This window comes from Citrobacter sp. wls829, assembly GCF_005280825.1.
Classification (GTDB): Bacteria; Pseudomonadota; Gammaproteobacteria; order Enterobacterales; family Enterobacteriaceae; genus Citrobacter; species Citrobacter gillenii.
The window spans coordinates 1-14,290 of sequence record NZ_SZWP01000057.1; the positions used below are offsets into that span (position 1 = coordinate 1).

The 14,290-nt window shown below is 50.9% G+C and carries 15 protein-coding genes and 1 pseudogene; 14 read left to right on the forward strand and 2 right to left on the reverse strand.

The genetic code is table 11. The annotated features are described in order from the left end of the window. Nucleotides 1-646: 646 nt before the first annotated feature. On the reverse strand, nucleotides 647-1,369 hold the full coding sequence (locus tag FDW88_RS11345) for an inovirus-type Gp2 protein (RefSeq protein ID WP_137362572.1): 723 nt from the start codon (nucleotides 1,367-1,369) through the stop codon (nucleotides 647-649). Nucleotides 1,370-1,793: 424 nt separating this feature from the next. Here FDW88_RS11345 and FDW88_RS11350 point away from each other — a divergent pair. From FDW88_RS11350 to add, 4 genes and pseudogenes are all read left to right on the forward strand, one after another. Then, nucleotides 1,794-2,261, forward strand: a pseudogene (locus FDW88_RS11350) (glucose PTS transporter subunit EIIB); the annotation flags it as partial. Nucleotides 2,262-2,271: 10 nt separating this feature from the next. Then, nucleotides 2,272-3,444, forward strand: a complete 1,173-nt coding sequence (locus FDW88_RS11355) for a MalY/PatB family protein (protein ID WP_137362574.1) — start codon at nucleotides 2,272-2,274, stop codon at nucleotides 3,442-3,444. 161 nt (nucleotides 3,445-3,605) lie between these two features. Next, on the forward strand, nucleotides 3,606-3,776 hold the full coding sequence (locus tag FDW88_RS22560; protein WP_164496619.1) for a YnfU family zinc-binding protein: 171 nt from the start codon (nucleotides 3,606-3,608) through the stop codon (nucleotides 3,774-3,776). Nucleotides 3,777-4,002: 226 nt separating this feature from the next. Then, nucleotides 4,003-5,004 (forward strand): adenosine deaminase, encoded by a 1,002-nt coding sequence (gene add / locus FDW88_RS11360; RefSeq protein WP_137362575.1) that lies wholly within the window; start codon nucleotides 4,003-4,005, stop codon nucleotides 5,002-5,004. Between the two features lie 47 nt (nucleotides 5,005-5,051). Here the strand turns inward: add and FDW88_RS11365 are convergent, their stop codons facing one another. Next, on the reverse strand, nucleotides 5,052-6,092 hold the full coding sequence (locus tag FDW88_RS11365) for an oxidoreductase (protein WP_096757129.1): 1,041 nt from the start codon (nucleotides 6,090-6,092) through the stop codon (nucleotides 5,052-5,054). 241 nt (nucleotides 6,093-6,333) lie between these two features. Between FDW88_RS11365 and blr the strand changes: the two genes are divergently transcribed. The 10 genes from blr (at nucleotide 6,334) to nth (ending at nucleotide 13,753) form a co-directional block, all read left to right on the forward strand. Continuing rightward, nucleotides 6,334-6,468 (forward strand): division septum protein Blr, encoded by a 135-nt coding sequence (gene blr, locus FDW88_RS11370; protein ID WP_096757130.1) that lies wholly within the window; start codon nucleotides 6,334-6,336, stop codon nucleotides 6,466-6,468. Nucleotides 6,469-6,753: 285 nt separating this feature from the next. Further along, nucleotides 6,754-6,969, forward strand: coding sequence for a transcription modulator YdgT (gene ydgT / locus FDW88_RS11375; protein WP_096757131.1), 216 nt, complete (start codon nucleotides 6,754-6,756; stop codon nucleotides 6,967-6,969). Nucleotides 6,970-7,060: 91 nt separating this feature from the next. Then, entirely contained in the window at nucleotides 7,061-7,501 is a 441-nt protein-coding gene (locus tag FDW88_RS11380; protein WP_115258559.1) for a DUF2569 domain-containing protein, read from the forward strand. Between the two features lie 76 nt (nucleotides 7,502-7,577). Further along, on the forward strand, nucleotides 7,578-8,159 hold the full coding sequence (rsxA, locus tag FDW88_RS11385) for an electron transport complex subunit RsxA (protein WP_005121199.1): 582 nt from the start codon (nucleotides 7,578-7,580) through the stop codon (nucleotides 8,157-8,159). Continuing rightward, the gene (gene rsxB / locus FDW88_RS11390; protein ID WP_096757133.1) at nucleotides 8,159-8,737 is read left to right on the forward strand and encodes an electron transport complex subunit RsxB; all 579 of its coding nucleotides are present in this window, start codon (nucleotides 8,159-8,161) and stop codon (nucleotides 8,735-8,737) included. The genes rsxA and rsxB overlap by 1 nt, the downstream gene beginning before the upstream one ends. Continuing rightward, nucleotides 8,730-10,739 carry an electron transport complex subunit RsxC gene (rsxC, locus tag FDW88_RS11395; protein WP_137362576.1) on the forward strand — a complete coding sequence of 670 codons (2,010 nt, stop codon included), beginning with the start codon at nucleotides 8,730-8,732 and terminating at the stop codon, nucleotides 10,737-10,739. Before rsxB ends, rsxC begins: the two co-directional genes overlap by 8 nt. Further along, nucleotides 10,740-11,792, forward strand: a complete 1,053-nt coding sequence (rsxD, locus tag FDW88_RS11400; protein WP_137362577.1) for an electron transport complex subunit RsxD — start codon at nucleotides 10,740-10,742, stop codon at nucleotides 11,790-11,792. Nucleotides 11,793-11,801: 9 nt separating this feature from the next. Next, a complete protein-coding gene (gene rsxG / locus FDW88_RS11405) occupies nucleotides 11,802-12,422 on the forward strand; it encodes an electron transport complex subunit RsxG (protein WP_115258562.1) in 621 nt (206 codons plus the stop codon). 3 nt (nucleotides 12,423-12,425) lie between these two features. Beyond that, entirely contained in the window at nucleotides 12,426-13,121 is a 696-nt protein-coding gene (locus FDW88_RS11410; protein ID WP_115258563.1) for an electron transport complex subunit E, read from the forward strand. Further along, the gene (nth, locus tag FDW88_RS11415; RefSeq protein ID WP_096757138.1) at nucleotides 13,118-13,753 is read left to right on the forward strand and encodes an endonuclease III; all 636 of its coding nucleotides are present in this window, start codon (nucleotides 13,118-13,120) and stop codon (nucleotides 13,751-13,753) included. Before FDW88_RS11410 ends, nth begins: the two co-directional genes overlap by 4 nt. The last annotated feature ends 537 nt before the right edge of the window (nucleotides 13,754-14,290 follow it).

Genomic DNA, 14,290 nt, shown 5'->3' on the forward strand with positions numbered 1-14,290 from the left:
TGCCTCCGTTAAAAATGGGGGGATTACCACTGTAGCTTAACAAAATTTGATGTCAGTAATGTCCGCTGTTGACTCGGAGCGGAATGTCAAATTGGGTCTGGCTTTGTGACAAATGTTACCAACGGTGCAAATCTGAGCTAATACATTTTATTATTCGGTTCTGACCGTACAGTGATCATTGAACAAAACATTCTGCGGGTTGTGAATTCATAACACACTCACTACGTTCGTGTCCTTCGCTTCAAATGTTGAAGAGATATCCTGAATTACGAGCGAAGTGAGTTCCGTCAAGCGAAGCGAAGACGGATGGTTTACAACTGGTTAAAAACCAGTCCAAAAACTACATTTTTCTCTATATATAAAATATAATAATATAATAATATAATTATGTAGTTCTATAGTTTATCTGTTAACACTCACTTCGTTCGTGTCCCTCGCTTCGCTCGGAATTTTGAAGTAATGTATACAGCTATAAGCAAAGCAATTATCGTTAAGTCATCAAACACATGACCGAAGCATCAAGTTAATCATGTATTGGTCATGCTCTCAAACGTCCTGAGTGCGATCCTAAGCGCTTTTCATGACATGGGTAATGCAATCGCATAACTTACAAAGAAAAACGCACTACGGGCTTCCTGTGCGATATTTACGAATCCAGTGCTTTACGACTCAATTTCGATGTTGAGTACATGCGTGTTCCCTTCCCTGTTTGCGCTTTACCGCGTTCTTTTGCCAGGTAAGAAAGCCAGAATATCGGATCTTCGAGTGTTGAAGGATTTTCACGATGAATGACGTAGTGATCGGGATAGTCTTTAGTGGCTTTAGACAAGTTTACCAGCGTTGCTTTACCACCTGTCAGTTTCATCCAGATTTCCGTAATAATACCAGCGATCCCTCTTTCTGGCGTTCCAAACCATCTTACCGAACGATGTGGAAGTGCAATCCAGCAATGGTAATGGGGTTGTGAAGCCTTTTCCTGTTCGCAAACCCAACCGTAAGCAAAATCAATGATAGGTTCTGATAACCCGTTGTTTCCAGACTCCAGGCGGTCACGTAATCGTTTGAACAGGTTGCGTATGTATTTGTTACCTGCTTCAACAGAAGTGAACTCAGGGAGGTGGAGATCAAAACGGGTCAGGAACACTCGACTGTAGAGCTTCAGGATTGCGTTCAGTTCGTTGATTGTTGACATAAGTATGTCATGACGAACACCAGAGCCGATTCTTGTGTTAATCCGGTATTCATGACCATCATGAACAAAGGAGTTGCCATTAATGGTTTTGTAACGTCCGTGTTCATGGTAGACGGTACGAAAATTTGTTGTCGATAAAATCGACGATTCGAACAGGGTTTGTGATTGTTGCATCATTGTTAAATTAACCTTTTTGTACTCGGAAAGAGACCACACCTCCCACATAGCTATAGTTACTACCTAAAACCACGGTAAAACGAGGGCATTTGCGATAGCGCAAAGCCGCCTTGTATCTGACGTTGGGGATGTTTTCGAGGGGGAAAATACTACGGAACAAAGCTTACGAATATATTTATATAATCCCCTATCATCTCAAAAATCATACTGGATGGCAACAATTATCGTTCATCAATGAAAGAGGAATAATGATTGTGTGGCTTGTTGGTAATAACAGGAGAATTCAAAAGGATTTGCAATCTTGTATTTGGCTTCCTTCCGGCATACACAGTTGAGGGTGTATCTGTAGTTTTCAACATTGCAATAGTCTGATTGTTCACAAGGTAGATCAGAAAACATTGATCATACCTATCGCACTTCAGTGAATACCGATGGCAACCTGATTGACTTCGTGGTGTTTGGCATCCTGCACGGGTTGTCCACCAAGTGGTATCTGGTACCGGTTGTCGCTGCTATCTGGTTCGCGGTGTACTACGTCATCTTCCGCTTCGCCATCACCCGCTTTAATCTTAAAACACCGGGTCGTGATGTCGAAATTGCCAGCAATATTGAGAAAGTCATGGCAGGAACGCCGGGCAAATCAGGCTATAACGTCCCGGCTATTCTGGCGGCGCTGGGTGGTGCAGAAAATATCGTCAGCCTGGATAATTGCATTACCCGCTTGCGTCTTTCCGTGAAAGATATGTCGCTTGTGAACGTGCAGGCACTGAAGGACAATCGCGCGATTGGCGTCGTTCAACTCAATCAGCATAACTTGCAGGTCGTCATCGGTCCACAGGTCCAGTCGGTGAAGGACGAAATGACGGTTCTGATGAATACCGTACAGGCATAAGGGCAACAATATGTTTGATTTCTCAACTGAAGTGGACAGGCACGGTACATGGTGTACGCAGTGGGACTACGTCGCCGACCGGTTTGGTTCGGCCGACCTGTTGCCGTTCACTATTTCCGATATGGATTTTGCCACCGCACCTTGTATTCTGCAGGCGCTGACGCAGCGCCTGTCACACGGTGTTCTGGGCTACAGTCGCTGGAAAAATGAAGAGTTTTTGACGGCAATTAGTCACTGGTTCCTGACCCGGCATAACACCCAAATTGACCCGCAATCGGTAGTTTATGGCCCCTCCGTTATTTATATGGTGTCGGAACTGATCCGCCAGTGGTCGTCAACAGGTGACGCGGTAGTTATCCATACTCCGGCTTACGATGCGTTTTACAAAGCTATTGAGGGCAACCAACGCGCGGTACTCCCTGTTGCCCTGGAGAAACATGCACACGGCTGGCATTGCGATATGGCTAAGCTGGAAGAGATGCTTTCACGACCTGAGAGCAAAATTCTTCTGCTCTGCAGTCCGCAGAATCCGACCGGTAAGGTCTGGACCCACGATGAACTGGAAACCATGGCCAACCTGTGTCAACGTCACGGCGTGAAGGTCATTTCCGACGAGATTCATATGGATATGGTATGGGGCCAACACCCTCATATCCCATGGAGTCAGGTTGCCCGAGGCGACTGGGCGCTGCTCACGTCCGGTTCCAAGAGTTTTAATATTCCGGCGCTAACCGGGGCTTACGGGATCGTTGAAGACGCCGATAGCCGTAACCACTACCTTGCGGCGCTAAAAGGCCGAGATGGCCTTTCCTCACCTGCCGTACTGGCGCTTACCGCGCATATTGCTGCATATCAGCATGGCGCGCCGTGGTTAGATGCGTTACGCGATTATCTGGCTGCTAACCTGCACTATGTCGCACGTGAGCTTAATGCCGCGTTTCCTGAGTTAAACTGGCAGATCCCACACTCTACCTATCTGGCATGGATTGACCTGCGTCCGCTCAATATTGATGATCATGCGTTGCAGGATGTACTCATCCATCAGCAAAAAGTCGCGATCATGCCGGGATATACCTATGGTGAAGAAGGCCGCGGCTTTGTCCGTCTGAATGCCGGGTGTCCGCGTGCAAAACTGGAAAAAGGTGTGAATGGGTTAATAAACGCTATTCGTTCGCTACGCTGACTTTACTTGCGCAATACGTCCTGTATTGCGCAATTTTACCTGCTGGGGAATCCGCCTTCTTTGTTATTCTCTCACCATTGCACAATAGGGCAATGTGAGAAAAAACAGTATTTTTCAGCTAACCGTGTATAGTGGGCTTCCACTCAAATCAGGAAGAGCCTATGTCTGAACGTAAAAATGTGAAATCCCGCCGTAATTTTCTTATCAAATGTCCTTGCCCTAACTGCACCGCGCATTCTGAACACAGTTTTTCTCGCGTACAAAAAGGTGCCATGTTGATTTGCCCGCAGTGCAATAAACTATTCCAGGCCGATACCAAACTCGTCGCGTAAACTGCTATTCAGATAACCGCTGCTCAAAACAATTATCATGAATTGCGGTTATCACAGCATAAATCATCACTCCGAATCTCACGACATCTGTCATCTATAATTTCAGCAAATATCACGCCTAAATTAGGCTATTACAAAGCGAATACCTACTTTCTGGATGGTTTTAGCGGATGATGTTTCTGTTGTATAATGGTGCGCACTTTTACTAAAAACAAAGAGTGCGACCATGATTGATAAATCCCTCCCCTTAACCGACATCCATCGCCACCTTGATGGCAACATTCGTGTGCAAACTATTCTCGATCTTGGCCGTCAGTTCAATTTAACGCTTCCCGCTCAAACGCTGGAAACGCTGATCCCGCACGTGCAGGTCACCTCGACAGAACCGGATTTAGTCAGTTTTTTGTCGAAGCTCGACTGGGGCGTGAAGGTACTGGCCTCACTGGATGCCTGCCGCCGCGTGGCATTTGAAAATATTGAAGATGCCGCCCGTAACGGGCTGCACTATGTGGAACTGCGCTTTTCGCCCGGCTATATGGCGATGGCGCATCAACTCCCCGTCGCGGGCGTGGTTGAAGCAGTGATTGCGGGCGTACGTGAAGGCTGCAAGACTTTTGGCGTGGAAGCGCGCTTAATTGGCATTATGAGCCGTACTTTTGGCGAAGCCGCTTGCCTGCAGGAACTGGATGCGCTGTTAGCACACCGTGACCACATTACCGCACTGGACCTGGCGGGCGATGAACTGGGTTTCCCGGGCAGTCTGTTCCTGTCTCATTTTAATCGGGCGCGCGATGCAGGCTGGCACATTACCGTGCACGCTGGTGAAGCAGCAGGCCCTGAAAGCATCTGGCAGGCGATCAGAGAACTGGGCGCTGAACGTATTGGTCATGGCGTTAAAGCTGTGGAAGATCGTGCATTGATGGATTTTCTTGCCGAGCAGCGCATTGGCATCGAATCCTGCCTGACCTCCAACATCCAGACCAGCACCGTTGCTTCACTGGCTGCACATCCGCTGAAGACGTTCCTAGAACAGGGTGTGTTGGCCAGTCTAAACACCGACGATCCCGCGGTTCAGGGCGTGGATATTATTCACGAATATACCGTTGCTGCTCCAGCTGCAGGGTTGAGCCGCGAGCAGATCCGTCAGGCGCAAATTAATGGTCTGGAAATGGCGTTTTTGAGTACTGAAGAGAAACGTGCGTTGCGTGAGAAAGTGGCAGCGGTATAACGATGATAGTGCCGGATAGCGCTAACGCTTATCCGGCATTTCCGTAATCAGGCAAGACACAACGTAGAACGATGTTTTGCCGATTCAATACCCAGCTCAATCAGTTCCATAATTTGAATGGCCTGTCGTGCTGGAACCGGGTTTTCACCATTGCCGTTCAGTGCATCACGGATACCCGCATAATAAGCCGGATAGTTACCCGGCACGGTTAACCAGGTCTCTTCCACACGTTCTTCGCCTTCGACCCGCGTCAGCACGCCATCGCGCATGTCGTAACCCCAGTCTTCCTGCGGCAAACGTTCACCATTTTTTAAACGTTCTTCCTGCGGATCAAGACCGTATTTCACATAGCTCCCACGCGAACCGTGCACGATGTAGCGTGCCGACTCGGCGGCAGCCAGCATGGTGCCGTGCAGAACCACCCGACGCTGAGGGTAAGTCAAAATAGCGTGGAAATAATCTGTCGATTGTGCGCCAGGACGCAACTGCGCAAGATCCACCGTCAGGCTGACGGGCAAACCAAACAGGTTAATGGCCTGATCCAACAGATGCGGCGCTAAATCGTACCAGATACCGCTTCCTGGACCGCCCTGTTCACGCCAGCGGTCGCGGACCTGCGGACGGAAACGATCGAAGTGGGATTCAAAGTAAGCGACTTCACCCAACACTCCGTCTGCCAGCAGGGCTTTCAGCGTCAAGAAATCACTGTCCCAGCGGCGGTTATGGAAAACAGACAGCACACGACCCAGGCTACGCGCCAACGCATCCAGCTCGCGAGCTTGTGACAGTGTCACGGTAAATGGCTTATCAACAACCACGTGTTTACCCGCTTCCAGCGCTGCTTTAGCGAGCGGGAAATGCGTGTCATTCGGCGTGGGGATCACAATCAGGTCGATGCTGGGATCGTTAAACAGATGCTTAGGCTCACTCACCACCGTAACAGAAGGCCAGTCCGCCTTCACTTTTGCTTCGTCACTACTGGATACCGCGGCCAGCTCCAGCCCCGGGGTGCCCACAATCAGAGGGGCATGGAAAGTTTTGCTGGCATAGCCATAGCCAATCAGCCCAACGCGGATGTTGTCACTCATGTTATTGCCTCTCAATTCAGGACCGACCTATTTCACACCATACATCGCAACGTCACAACAGTTTAATAACCGTTGAAGGGAAAAGGTTGTTTCTTAACTTAAGTCAAACATATGCCACTTAGCGATAACTTGCTGCGAAAAAGTCGTCGAAATCGTTCCCAATGCTCTTGCCGTCTTACTTATTGATAAGTAACATTTGCCTCCTGTGTTTAAGGATAAATCAAAGCAAATGTCGTCAGTAATGAATCGTCTTATTGAGTTAACAGGTTGGATTGTTCTCGCGGTTTCCGTCATCCTTTTAGGTATTGCCACGCATATCGACAACTACCAGCCACCAGAACCAACGGCTTCGGTGCATGCGGTGCAGAAAAAATAACCCACGGCCTCCTTTTTTAACCCAGCAGTCATGCTGGGTTAGGTTGTAACAGCGTCATTTCTATCAAAAATAGCGAATTGTGCAGTCCCCCACCTTGGCACTTATTGCCTGCGATAGCGAAGCGCGTTACCCTTTGACCGGGTGCTCAGCGTGCCTGCGTATCTATCAGTACGAACACTCTTATTTGTATCTTTGCACACCCTGCGTTTTTATCTGTGCAACCTTGTTTATTTTTTAATATTAACTACTCCGTTGGTGTTATTTTCTTAATATGGATCTCCACATATGACTGTTCAGGATTACTTATTAAAATTCCGCAAAATCAATTCCCTCGAAAGCCTGGAAAAACTGTTCGATCATCTTAACTACACGCTCACCGACGATCGCGACATTATCAATATGTATCGCGCGGCGGATCACCGCCGGGCGGAGCTTATCTCTGGGGGACGCCTGTTTGATATCGGCCAGGTGCCAAAATCCGTCTGGCATTATGTGCAATAAATAAGAAAGTAGCGCTCATCGTTAAAAGCTTTATAATAATCGCCCCAAAATGAATGGCATGTTTGTTTGCACGCGTAAATCTGGAGAAGAGATGACGACGACACCGGCACAACGTATCGGAGGCTGGCTACTTGGTCCACTGGCCTGGCTGTTAGTGGCGTTGTTGAGCGCTTCGCTGGCGATCCTGTTGTATGTAACTGCGCTGGCAACTCCGCAGACGTTTCAGACGCTCGGCGAACAAAGCGCCACTAATTTACTGTTATGGGGCGTTTCCTTTATTACCGCTATCGCCATGTGGTACTACACGCTGTGGCTGACTATCGCGTTTTTCAAACGCCGACGCTGTGTACCTAAGCACTATATTTTATGGTTACTGATCTCCGTGTTACTGGCTATTAAAGCCTTTGCGTTTTCACCTGTTCCGGATGCCTTTGCCGTCCGCCAGCTACTGTTCCCGTTGTTGGCTGCTGCATTGCTGGTGCCCTATTTCAAGCGTTCGCAGCGCGTGAAATCGACGTTTGTGAACCCGTAATAACCCTACAGTTAACCTGTTGTCGCCTGTTGTAGATTGTCAGATAATAGGCGGCTTTTTTATTTCAGGCCGAAAAATGACTGATTACCTGCTGCTGTTTGTCGGAACTGTACTGGTCAATAACTTTGTACTGGTCAAGTTTCTGGGTCTCTGCCCGTTTATGGGCGTTTCCAAAAAACTGGAAACGGCGATGGGCATGGGCCTCGCCACGACCTTTGTAATGACGCTGGCATCGATTTGCGCATGGCTGATTGACACCTGGATCCTCATCCCGCTCGATCTCATCTACCTGCGTACGCTGGCGTTTATCTTAGTCATCGCCGTGGTCGTGCAATTTACCGAAATGGTGGTGCGCAAAACGAGTCCTGCGCTGTATCGCCTGCTGGGGATCTTCTTACCGTTGATCACCACTAACTGTGCGGTACTGGGCGTCGCGTTGTTGAATATCAACCTCGGTCATAACTTTTTACAGTCGGCGCTGTACGGTTTTTCCGCTGCCGTCGGCTTCTCGCTGGTGATGGTACTGTTCGCCGCCATTCGCGAGCGCCTCGCCGTGGCTGATGTTCCGGCACCTTTTCGCGGTAATGCGATTGCGCTGATTACCGCCGGTTTAATGTCATTGGCCTTTATGGGCTTTAGTGGTTTGGTGAAGCTGTAATGAATGCTATCTGGATTGCCGTTGCCGCAGTGAGTCTACTGGGTCTGGCATTCGGCGCTGTTTTAGGCTATGCCTCCCGACGTTTTGCCGTTGAGGATGACCCGGTCGTTGAAAAAATCGATGAGATCCTTCCGCAAAGTCAATGTGGCCAGTGCGGTTACCCTGGCTGTCGCCCGTATGCGGAAGCGATTGGCTGTCAGGGCGAAAAAATCAATCGCTGCGCCCCCGGTGGTGAAGCGGTGATGCTAAAAATTGCGACGCTGCTGAACGTCGATCCGCAGCCTATTGATGGCGATGAACAGGACGTTACGCCGGTGAGAATGCTGGCGGTCATTGATGAAAATAACTGTATTGGCTGTACAAAGTGCATTCAGGCCTGCCCGGTTGATGCCATCGTCGGCGCGACGCGTGCGATGCACACAGTCATGAGCGATCTCTGTACCGGATGCAACCTGTGCGTTGATCCCTGCCCGACTCAGTGTATTGAATTACGTCCGGTTGCCGAAACGCCTGATAGCTGGAAGTGGGATTTGAACACTATCCCCGTGCGCATCATTCCCGTGGAACAACATGTTTAAGCTATTCTCTGCATTCAGAAAAAACAAAATTTGGGACTTCGAAGGCGGCATTCATCCGCCCGAAATGAAAGCCCAGTCAAACGGCACGCCGCTGCGACAAGTACCACTGCCGCCGCGTCTGGTGATTCCGCTCAAACAGCATATTGGTGCTGAGGGTGAGCTGTGCGTAAACGTCGGTGACCACGTCCTGCGCGGCCAGGCGCTGACGCGTGGACGAGGCAAAATGCTGCCAGTGCACGCGCCAACCTCCGGCACCGTTGTGGCCATTGCTCCGCACTCCACTGCGCACCCTTCAGCATTGGCCGAGCTCAGCGTCATAATCGATGCTGATGGCGAAGATCGCTGGATTGAGCGTGAAGGTTGGGCTGACTATCGTTCCCGCAGCCGAGAAGAGCTTATTGCCCGTATTCATCAGTTCGGCGTTGCCGGACTGGGCGGTGCTGGTTTCCCTACTGGCGTAAAACTGCAGGGCGGCGGCGATAAAATTGAAACATTGATCATCAACGCTGCGGAATGTGAGCCCTACATTACCGCTGACGATCGCCTGATGCAGGATTGTGCAGCTCAGGTGGTGGAAGGCATCCGCATTCTGGCCCACATTCTTCAACCGCGCGAGATCCTGTTGGGGATTGAAGATAACAAACCGCAAGCGATATCAATGCTGCGCGCGGTGCTGGCGGACTCACATGATATCAGCCTGCGCGTTATCCCAACCAAATATCCTTCCGGCGGCGCGAAGCAGTTGACCCAAATTCTGACCGGAAAACAGGTCCCACACGGTGGACGCTCCTCGGATATCGGCGTCCTGATGCAAAACGTCGGTACGGCCTATGCTATCAAACGCGCCGTGATCGACGGAGAACCGATCACCGAACGCGTCGTAACGCTGACCGGCGAAGCCGTTAGCCGTCCGGGCAACGTCTGGGCACGTTTAGGCACGCCTGTTCGCCACCTGCTTGATGACGCAGGTTTTTGCCCTTCCGCAGAGCAAATGGTCATCATGGGCGGCCCGCTAATGGGCTTCACTCTCCCCTGGCTTGATGTCCCCGTAGTGAAGATCACCAACTGCCTGCTGGCGCCATCTGCCAGTGAAATAGGTGAACAGCAGGAAGAAAAAGGCTGCATTCGCTGTAGCGCCTGCGCCGACGCCTGCCCGGCCGATCTCTTGCCTCAGCAGCTTTACTGGTTCAGTAAAGGACAGCAGCACGACAAAGCAATCGGTCACAATATCGCTGACTGCATTGAATGCGGTGCCTGTGCGTGGGTATGTCCCAGCAATATTCCGCTGGTGCAGTATTTCCGTCAGGAAAAAGCTGAGATTTACGCCATAAGCCAGGAAGAAAAACGCGCCGCAGAGGCAAAAGCACGATTCGAAGCCAGACAGGCACGCCTGGAGCGTGAAAAAGCCGCGCGTCTTGAACGTCATAAAAGCGCCGCCGTTCAGCCTGCCGCGAAGGACAACGATGCCATTGCTGCCGCACTTGCACGGGTGAAAGAGAAACAAGCACAGGCTTTACAACCGATTGTTATTCAGGCCGGAGAGAAACCGGATAATAGTGCCGCCATTGCCGCCAGAGAAGCACGGAAAGCACAGGCCCGGGCCAAACAGGCGGAAAATGTGCCTGCTACCGACAGCACCACCGATACCGATCCGCGCAAAGCCGCGGTAGAAGCCGCCATTGCCCGCGCTAAAGCACGCAAACTTGAGCAGCAGCAGGCCGTCGCCGAGACAGACGAACCGGTTGACCCGCGTAAAGCCGCGGTAGACAAAGCACGCAAGCTTGAGCAGCAACAGGCCATCGCCGAGACTGCCGAGCCGGTTGACCCGCGTAAAGCCGCGGTAGAAGCCGCCATTGCCCGTGCTAAAGCACGCAAACTTGAGCAGCAGGTTGTCGCCGAGACCACCGAACCAGTTGATCCACGCAAAGCCGCCGTTGCGGCCGCTATTGCACGCGCTCAGGCTAAAAAGGCCGCCCAGCAGCAGGTTGTTAACGAGGAATAAATGGTATTCAGAATCGCAAGCTCTCCATATACCCATAACCAGCGCCAGACATCGCGTATTATGCTGCTGGTGTTAATTGCCGCGTTACCGGGGATTGCCGCTCAGCTTTGGTTTTTTGGTTGGGGCACGTTGGTACAGATTTTTCTCGCCGCCATCAGCGCCATTGCCGCTGAAGCAGGCGTATTGAAACTGCGTAAACAGCCGGTTGTCGCTATTTTAAAAGACAACTCTGCCTTGCTCACCGGGCTACTGCTTGCCGTCAGCCCTCCGCCGCTGGCCCCCTGGTGGATGGTGGTCCTGGGTACCGTATTTGCCGTGATCATTGCCAAGCAACTGTATGGCGGCCTCGGGCAAAACCCGTTTAACCCGGCGATGATCGGCTATGTGGTTCTGCTTATCTCCTTCCCGGTGCAGATGACAAGCTGGCTTCCCCCGCATGAAATTGCGGCCACGGTACCGGGGTTTGTTGACGCCATTAACGTCATTTTTACCGGACATACCTCAAGCGGTGGCGATATGAACACCTTACGCATGGGTATCGATGGCATTAGCCAGGCGACGCCGCTTGATACGTTCAAGACATCGTTGCACGCCGGACGCACGGTAGAACAGGTTATGCAGTACCCCATTTACAGCGGGATGCTTGCAGGAGCAGGCTGGCAGTGGGTAAACCTGGCCTGGCTGGCGGGTGGCGTCATGCTATTGTGGAAAAATGCTATTCGCTGGCATATTCCGGTCAGTTTCCTGCTGTCGCTCGCTGTCTGTGCGACGTTAGGCTGGCTTTTCTCTCCCGAGTCGCTGGCGTCACCACAGCTGCACCTGCTCTCTGGCGCAACCATGCTCGGTGCGTTCTTTATTCTTACCGATCCCGTTACGGCATCGACAACCAATCGCGGTCGGCTGATTTTTGGTGCACTTGCCGGTCTGTTGGTATGGCTGATTCGCAGTTTTGGTGGGTATCCGGATGGCGTGGCCTTTGCGGTATTGTTGGCAAATATCACGGTCCCGTTGATTGATTATTACACCCGCCCTCGCGTGTACGGACATCGCTAAGGACACCCTATGTTGAAAACGATTCGTAAACACGGTATCACTCTGGCACTCTTTGCCGCTGGTTCTACGGGCTTAACAGCGGCAATCAATCAGCTGACTAAGTCTACGATTGACGAGCAGGCAACGCTGCAGCAAAAAGCGCTGTTTGATCAGGTTCTGCCAACTGACCGCTACAATAATAATCTGCGCGACAGCTGTTATCTGGTCACGGCTCCGGCGTTGGGTAAAGGGATACACCGTGTTTATATCGCCCGCCAGGACGAGCGACCGGTCGCTGCCATCCTCGAAGCCACCGCGCCAGACGGCTACTCCGGCGCGATACAACTGCTGGTTGGTGTCGATTTTAACGGTACCGTGCTGGGTACGCGGGTCACGGAGCATCATGAAACGCCGGGTCTGGGCGATAAAATCGAGCTTCGACTGTCCGACTGGATAACGCACTTTAGCGGCAAAACGATCTCTGCTGAAAACGATCCTCATTGGGCGGTGAAAAAAGATGGCGGTGACTTCGACCAGTTCACCGGTGCCACCATCACCCCCCGCGCAGTCGTCAATGCGGTGAAACGCGCGGGCCTGTATGCACAGACGTTGCCTGCACAACTTCCTCAACTTCCCGCCTGTGGAGAATAAACCATGAGCGAAATTAAAGACGTTATTGTTCAGGGATTGTGGAAAAACAACTCCGCACTGGTACAGTTACTTGGCATGTGCCCGCTGCTGGCAGTCACCTCTACCGCGACCAATGCCCTTGGGCTGGGACTTGCTACCACACTGGTTTTAACGCTAACCAACCTGACCATCTCTGCCCTGCGCCGCTGGACGCCGTCTGAGATTCGTATTCCTATTTATGTCATGATCATCGCGTCGGTAGTCAGTGCCGTACAGATGCTTATTAACGCCTACGCCTTCGGGTTGTATCAGTCGTTGGGGATCTTCATCCCGTTGATTGTGACCAACTGTATTGTGGTTGGTCGTGCCGAGGCCTTTGCGGCAAAAAAAGGCCCCGCACTCTCCGCGCTGGATGGGTTTTCCATCGGAATGGGGGCAACCGGTGCGATGTTTGTGCTGGGCTCACTGCGCGAGATTATCGGCAACGGCACGTTGTTTGATGGCGCTGATGGTCTGCTGGGTAGCTGGGCAAAAGTGCTGCGCATTGAGATTTTCCATACAGACACACCGTTCCTGTTAGCCATGCTGCCGCCAGGCGCGTTCATCGGGCTGGGGCTGATGCTGGCCATCAAGTATCTTATTGACGAGAAGATGAAGAAACGTCGCGCGCAGGCTGCGTTAACAGACGTTCCGGCGGGTGAAACAGGGAATGTGTCATGAACAAAGCAAAACGGCTGGAAATACTGACGCGCCTGCGCGATAACAATCCGCACCCCACCACCGAACTCAATTTTACGTCGCCGTTTGAGCTACTGATTTCGGTGCTGCTTTCGGCGCAGGCGACCGATGTCAGCGTCAATAAAGCCACCGCAAAACTGTACCCTGTCGCTAACACCCCAGCCGCGATGCTGGAACTTGGGGTCGACGGCGTAAAGTCTTATATTAAGACCATCGGATTGTTCAACAGCAAAGCGGAGAACGTGATTAAAACCTGCCGTATCTTGCTCGAACAGCACAATGGCGAGGTTCCGGAGGACAGAGCAGCACTGGAAGCGTTGCCTGGCGTCGGGCGTAAAACCGCCAACGTGGTGCTCAATACCGCCTTTGGCTGGCCCACTATCGCTGTCGATACTCATATATTTCGGGTGTGTAACCGAACACAATTCGCCCCAGGGAAAAACGTCGAGCAGGTCGAAGAAAAGCTGCTGAAAGTCGTTCCCAGTGAATTTAAAGTCGACTGCCATCACTGGTTAATTCTTCATGGTCGCTACACCTGCATTGCCAGGAAGCCGCGCTGCGGCTCCTGTATCATTGAGGATCTCTGTGAATTCAAAGAAAAAGTCGACATCTAATGCAATAGGGGTAACGTTCGTTGCCCCTTATTACCATAACGATTAGTTATGCACTCTCCAATCGCTTAATCCCCGACAATGATGCCATGCTATTGCGTATATCTAATGCAATATTCTTGTGCTTTAACACCTGAGCAGGTTAATCGTTTTTTTAGTAGTAGAAATTTCTATTCATACGTGATCAACATCACATTGATAATGTGATGTTAATTTTTCTTATTTTTATAGTTAAAATGACAATCAGATGACCTATTCTCGTCGATTCGATACAAAACATTACACTGGGTATTTTTCAGATAATGGCCTATATCACTGGATTCAACACTGAATAGCAGAACATATCGCCGCTTTGCCATTTTCGCCCCCATTGAACAGTGAAAAAAACTGCCATTTTTCAATTGAAGAAATTTAACGCTAGATAACATTTACCTGCCCCGATGATTTCACCATCCTGGATATATGTAACAGAGTATTACAAACCTCTTGTCTGAAGGGGCAAGATAGTGAACATTACTTGCCGTTTCCCCTCCCACTATA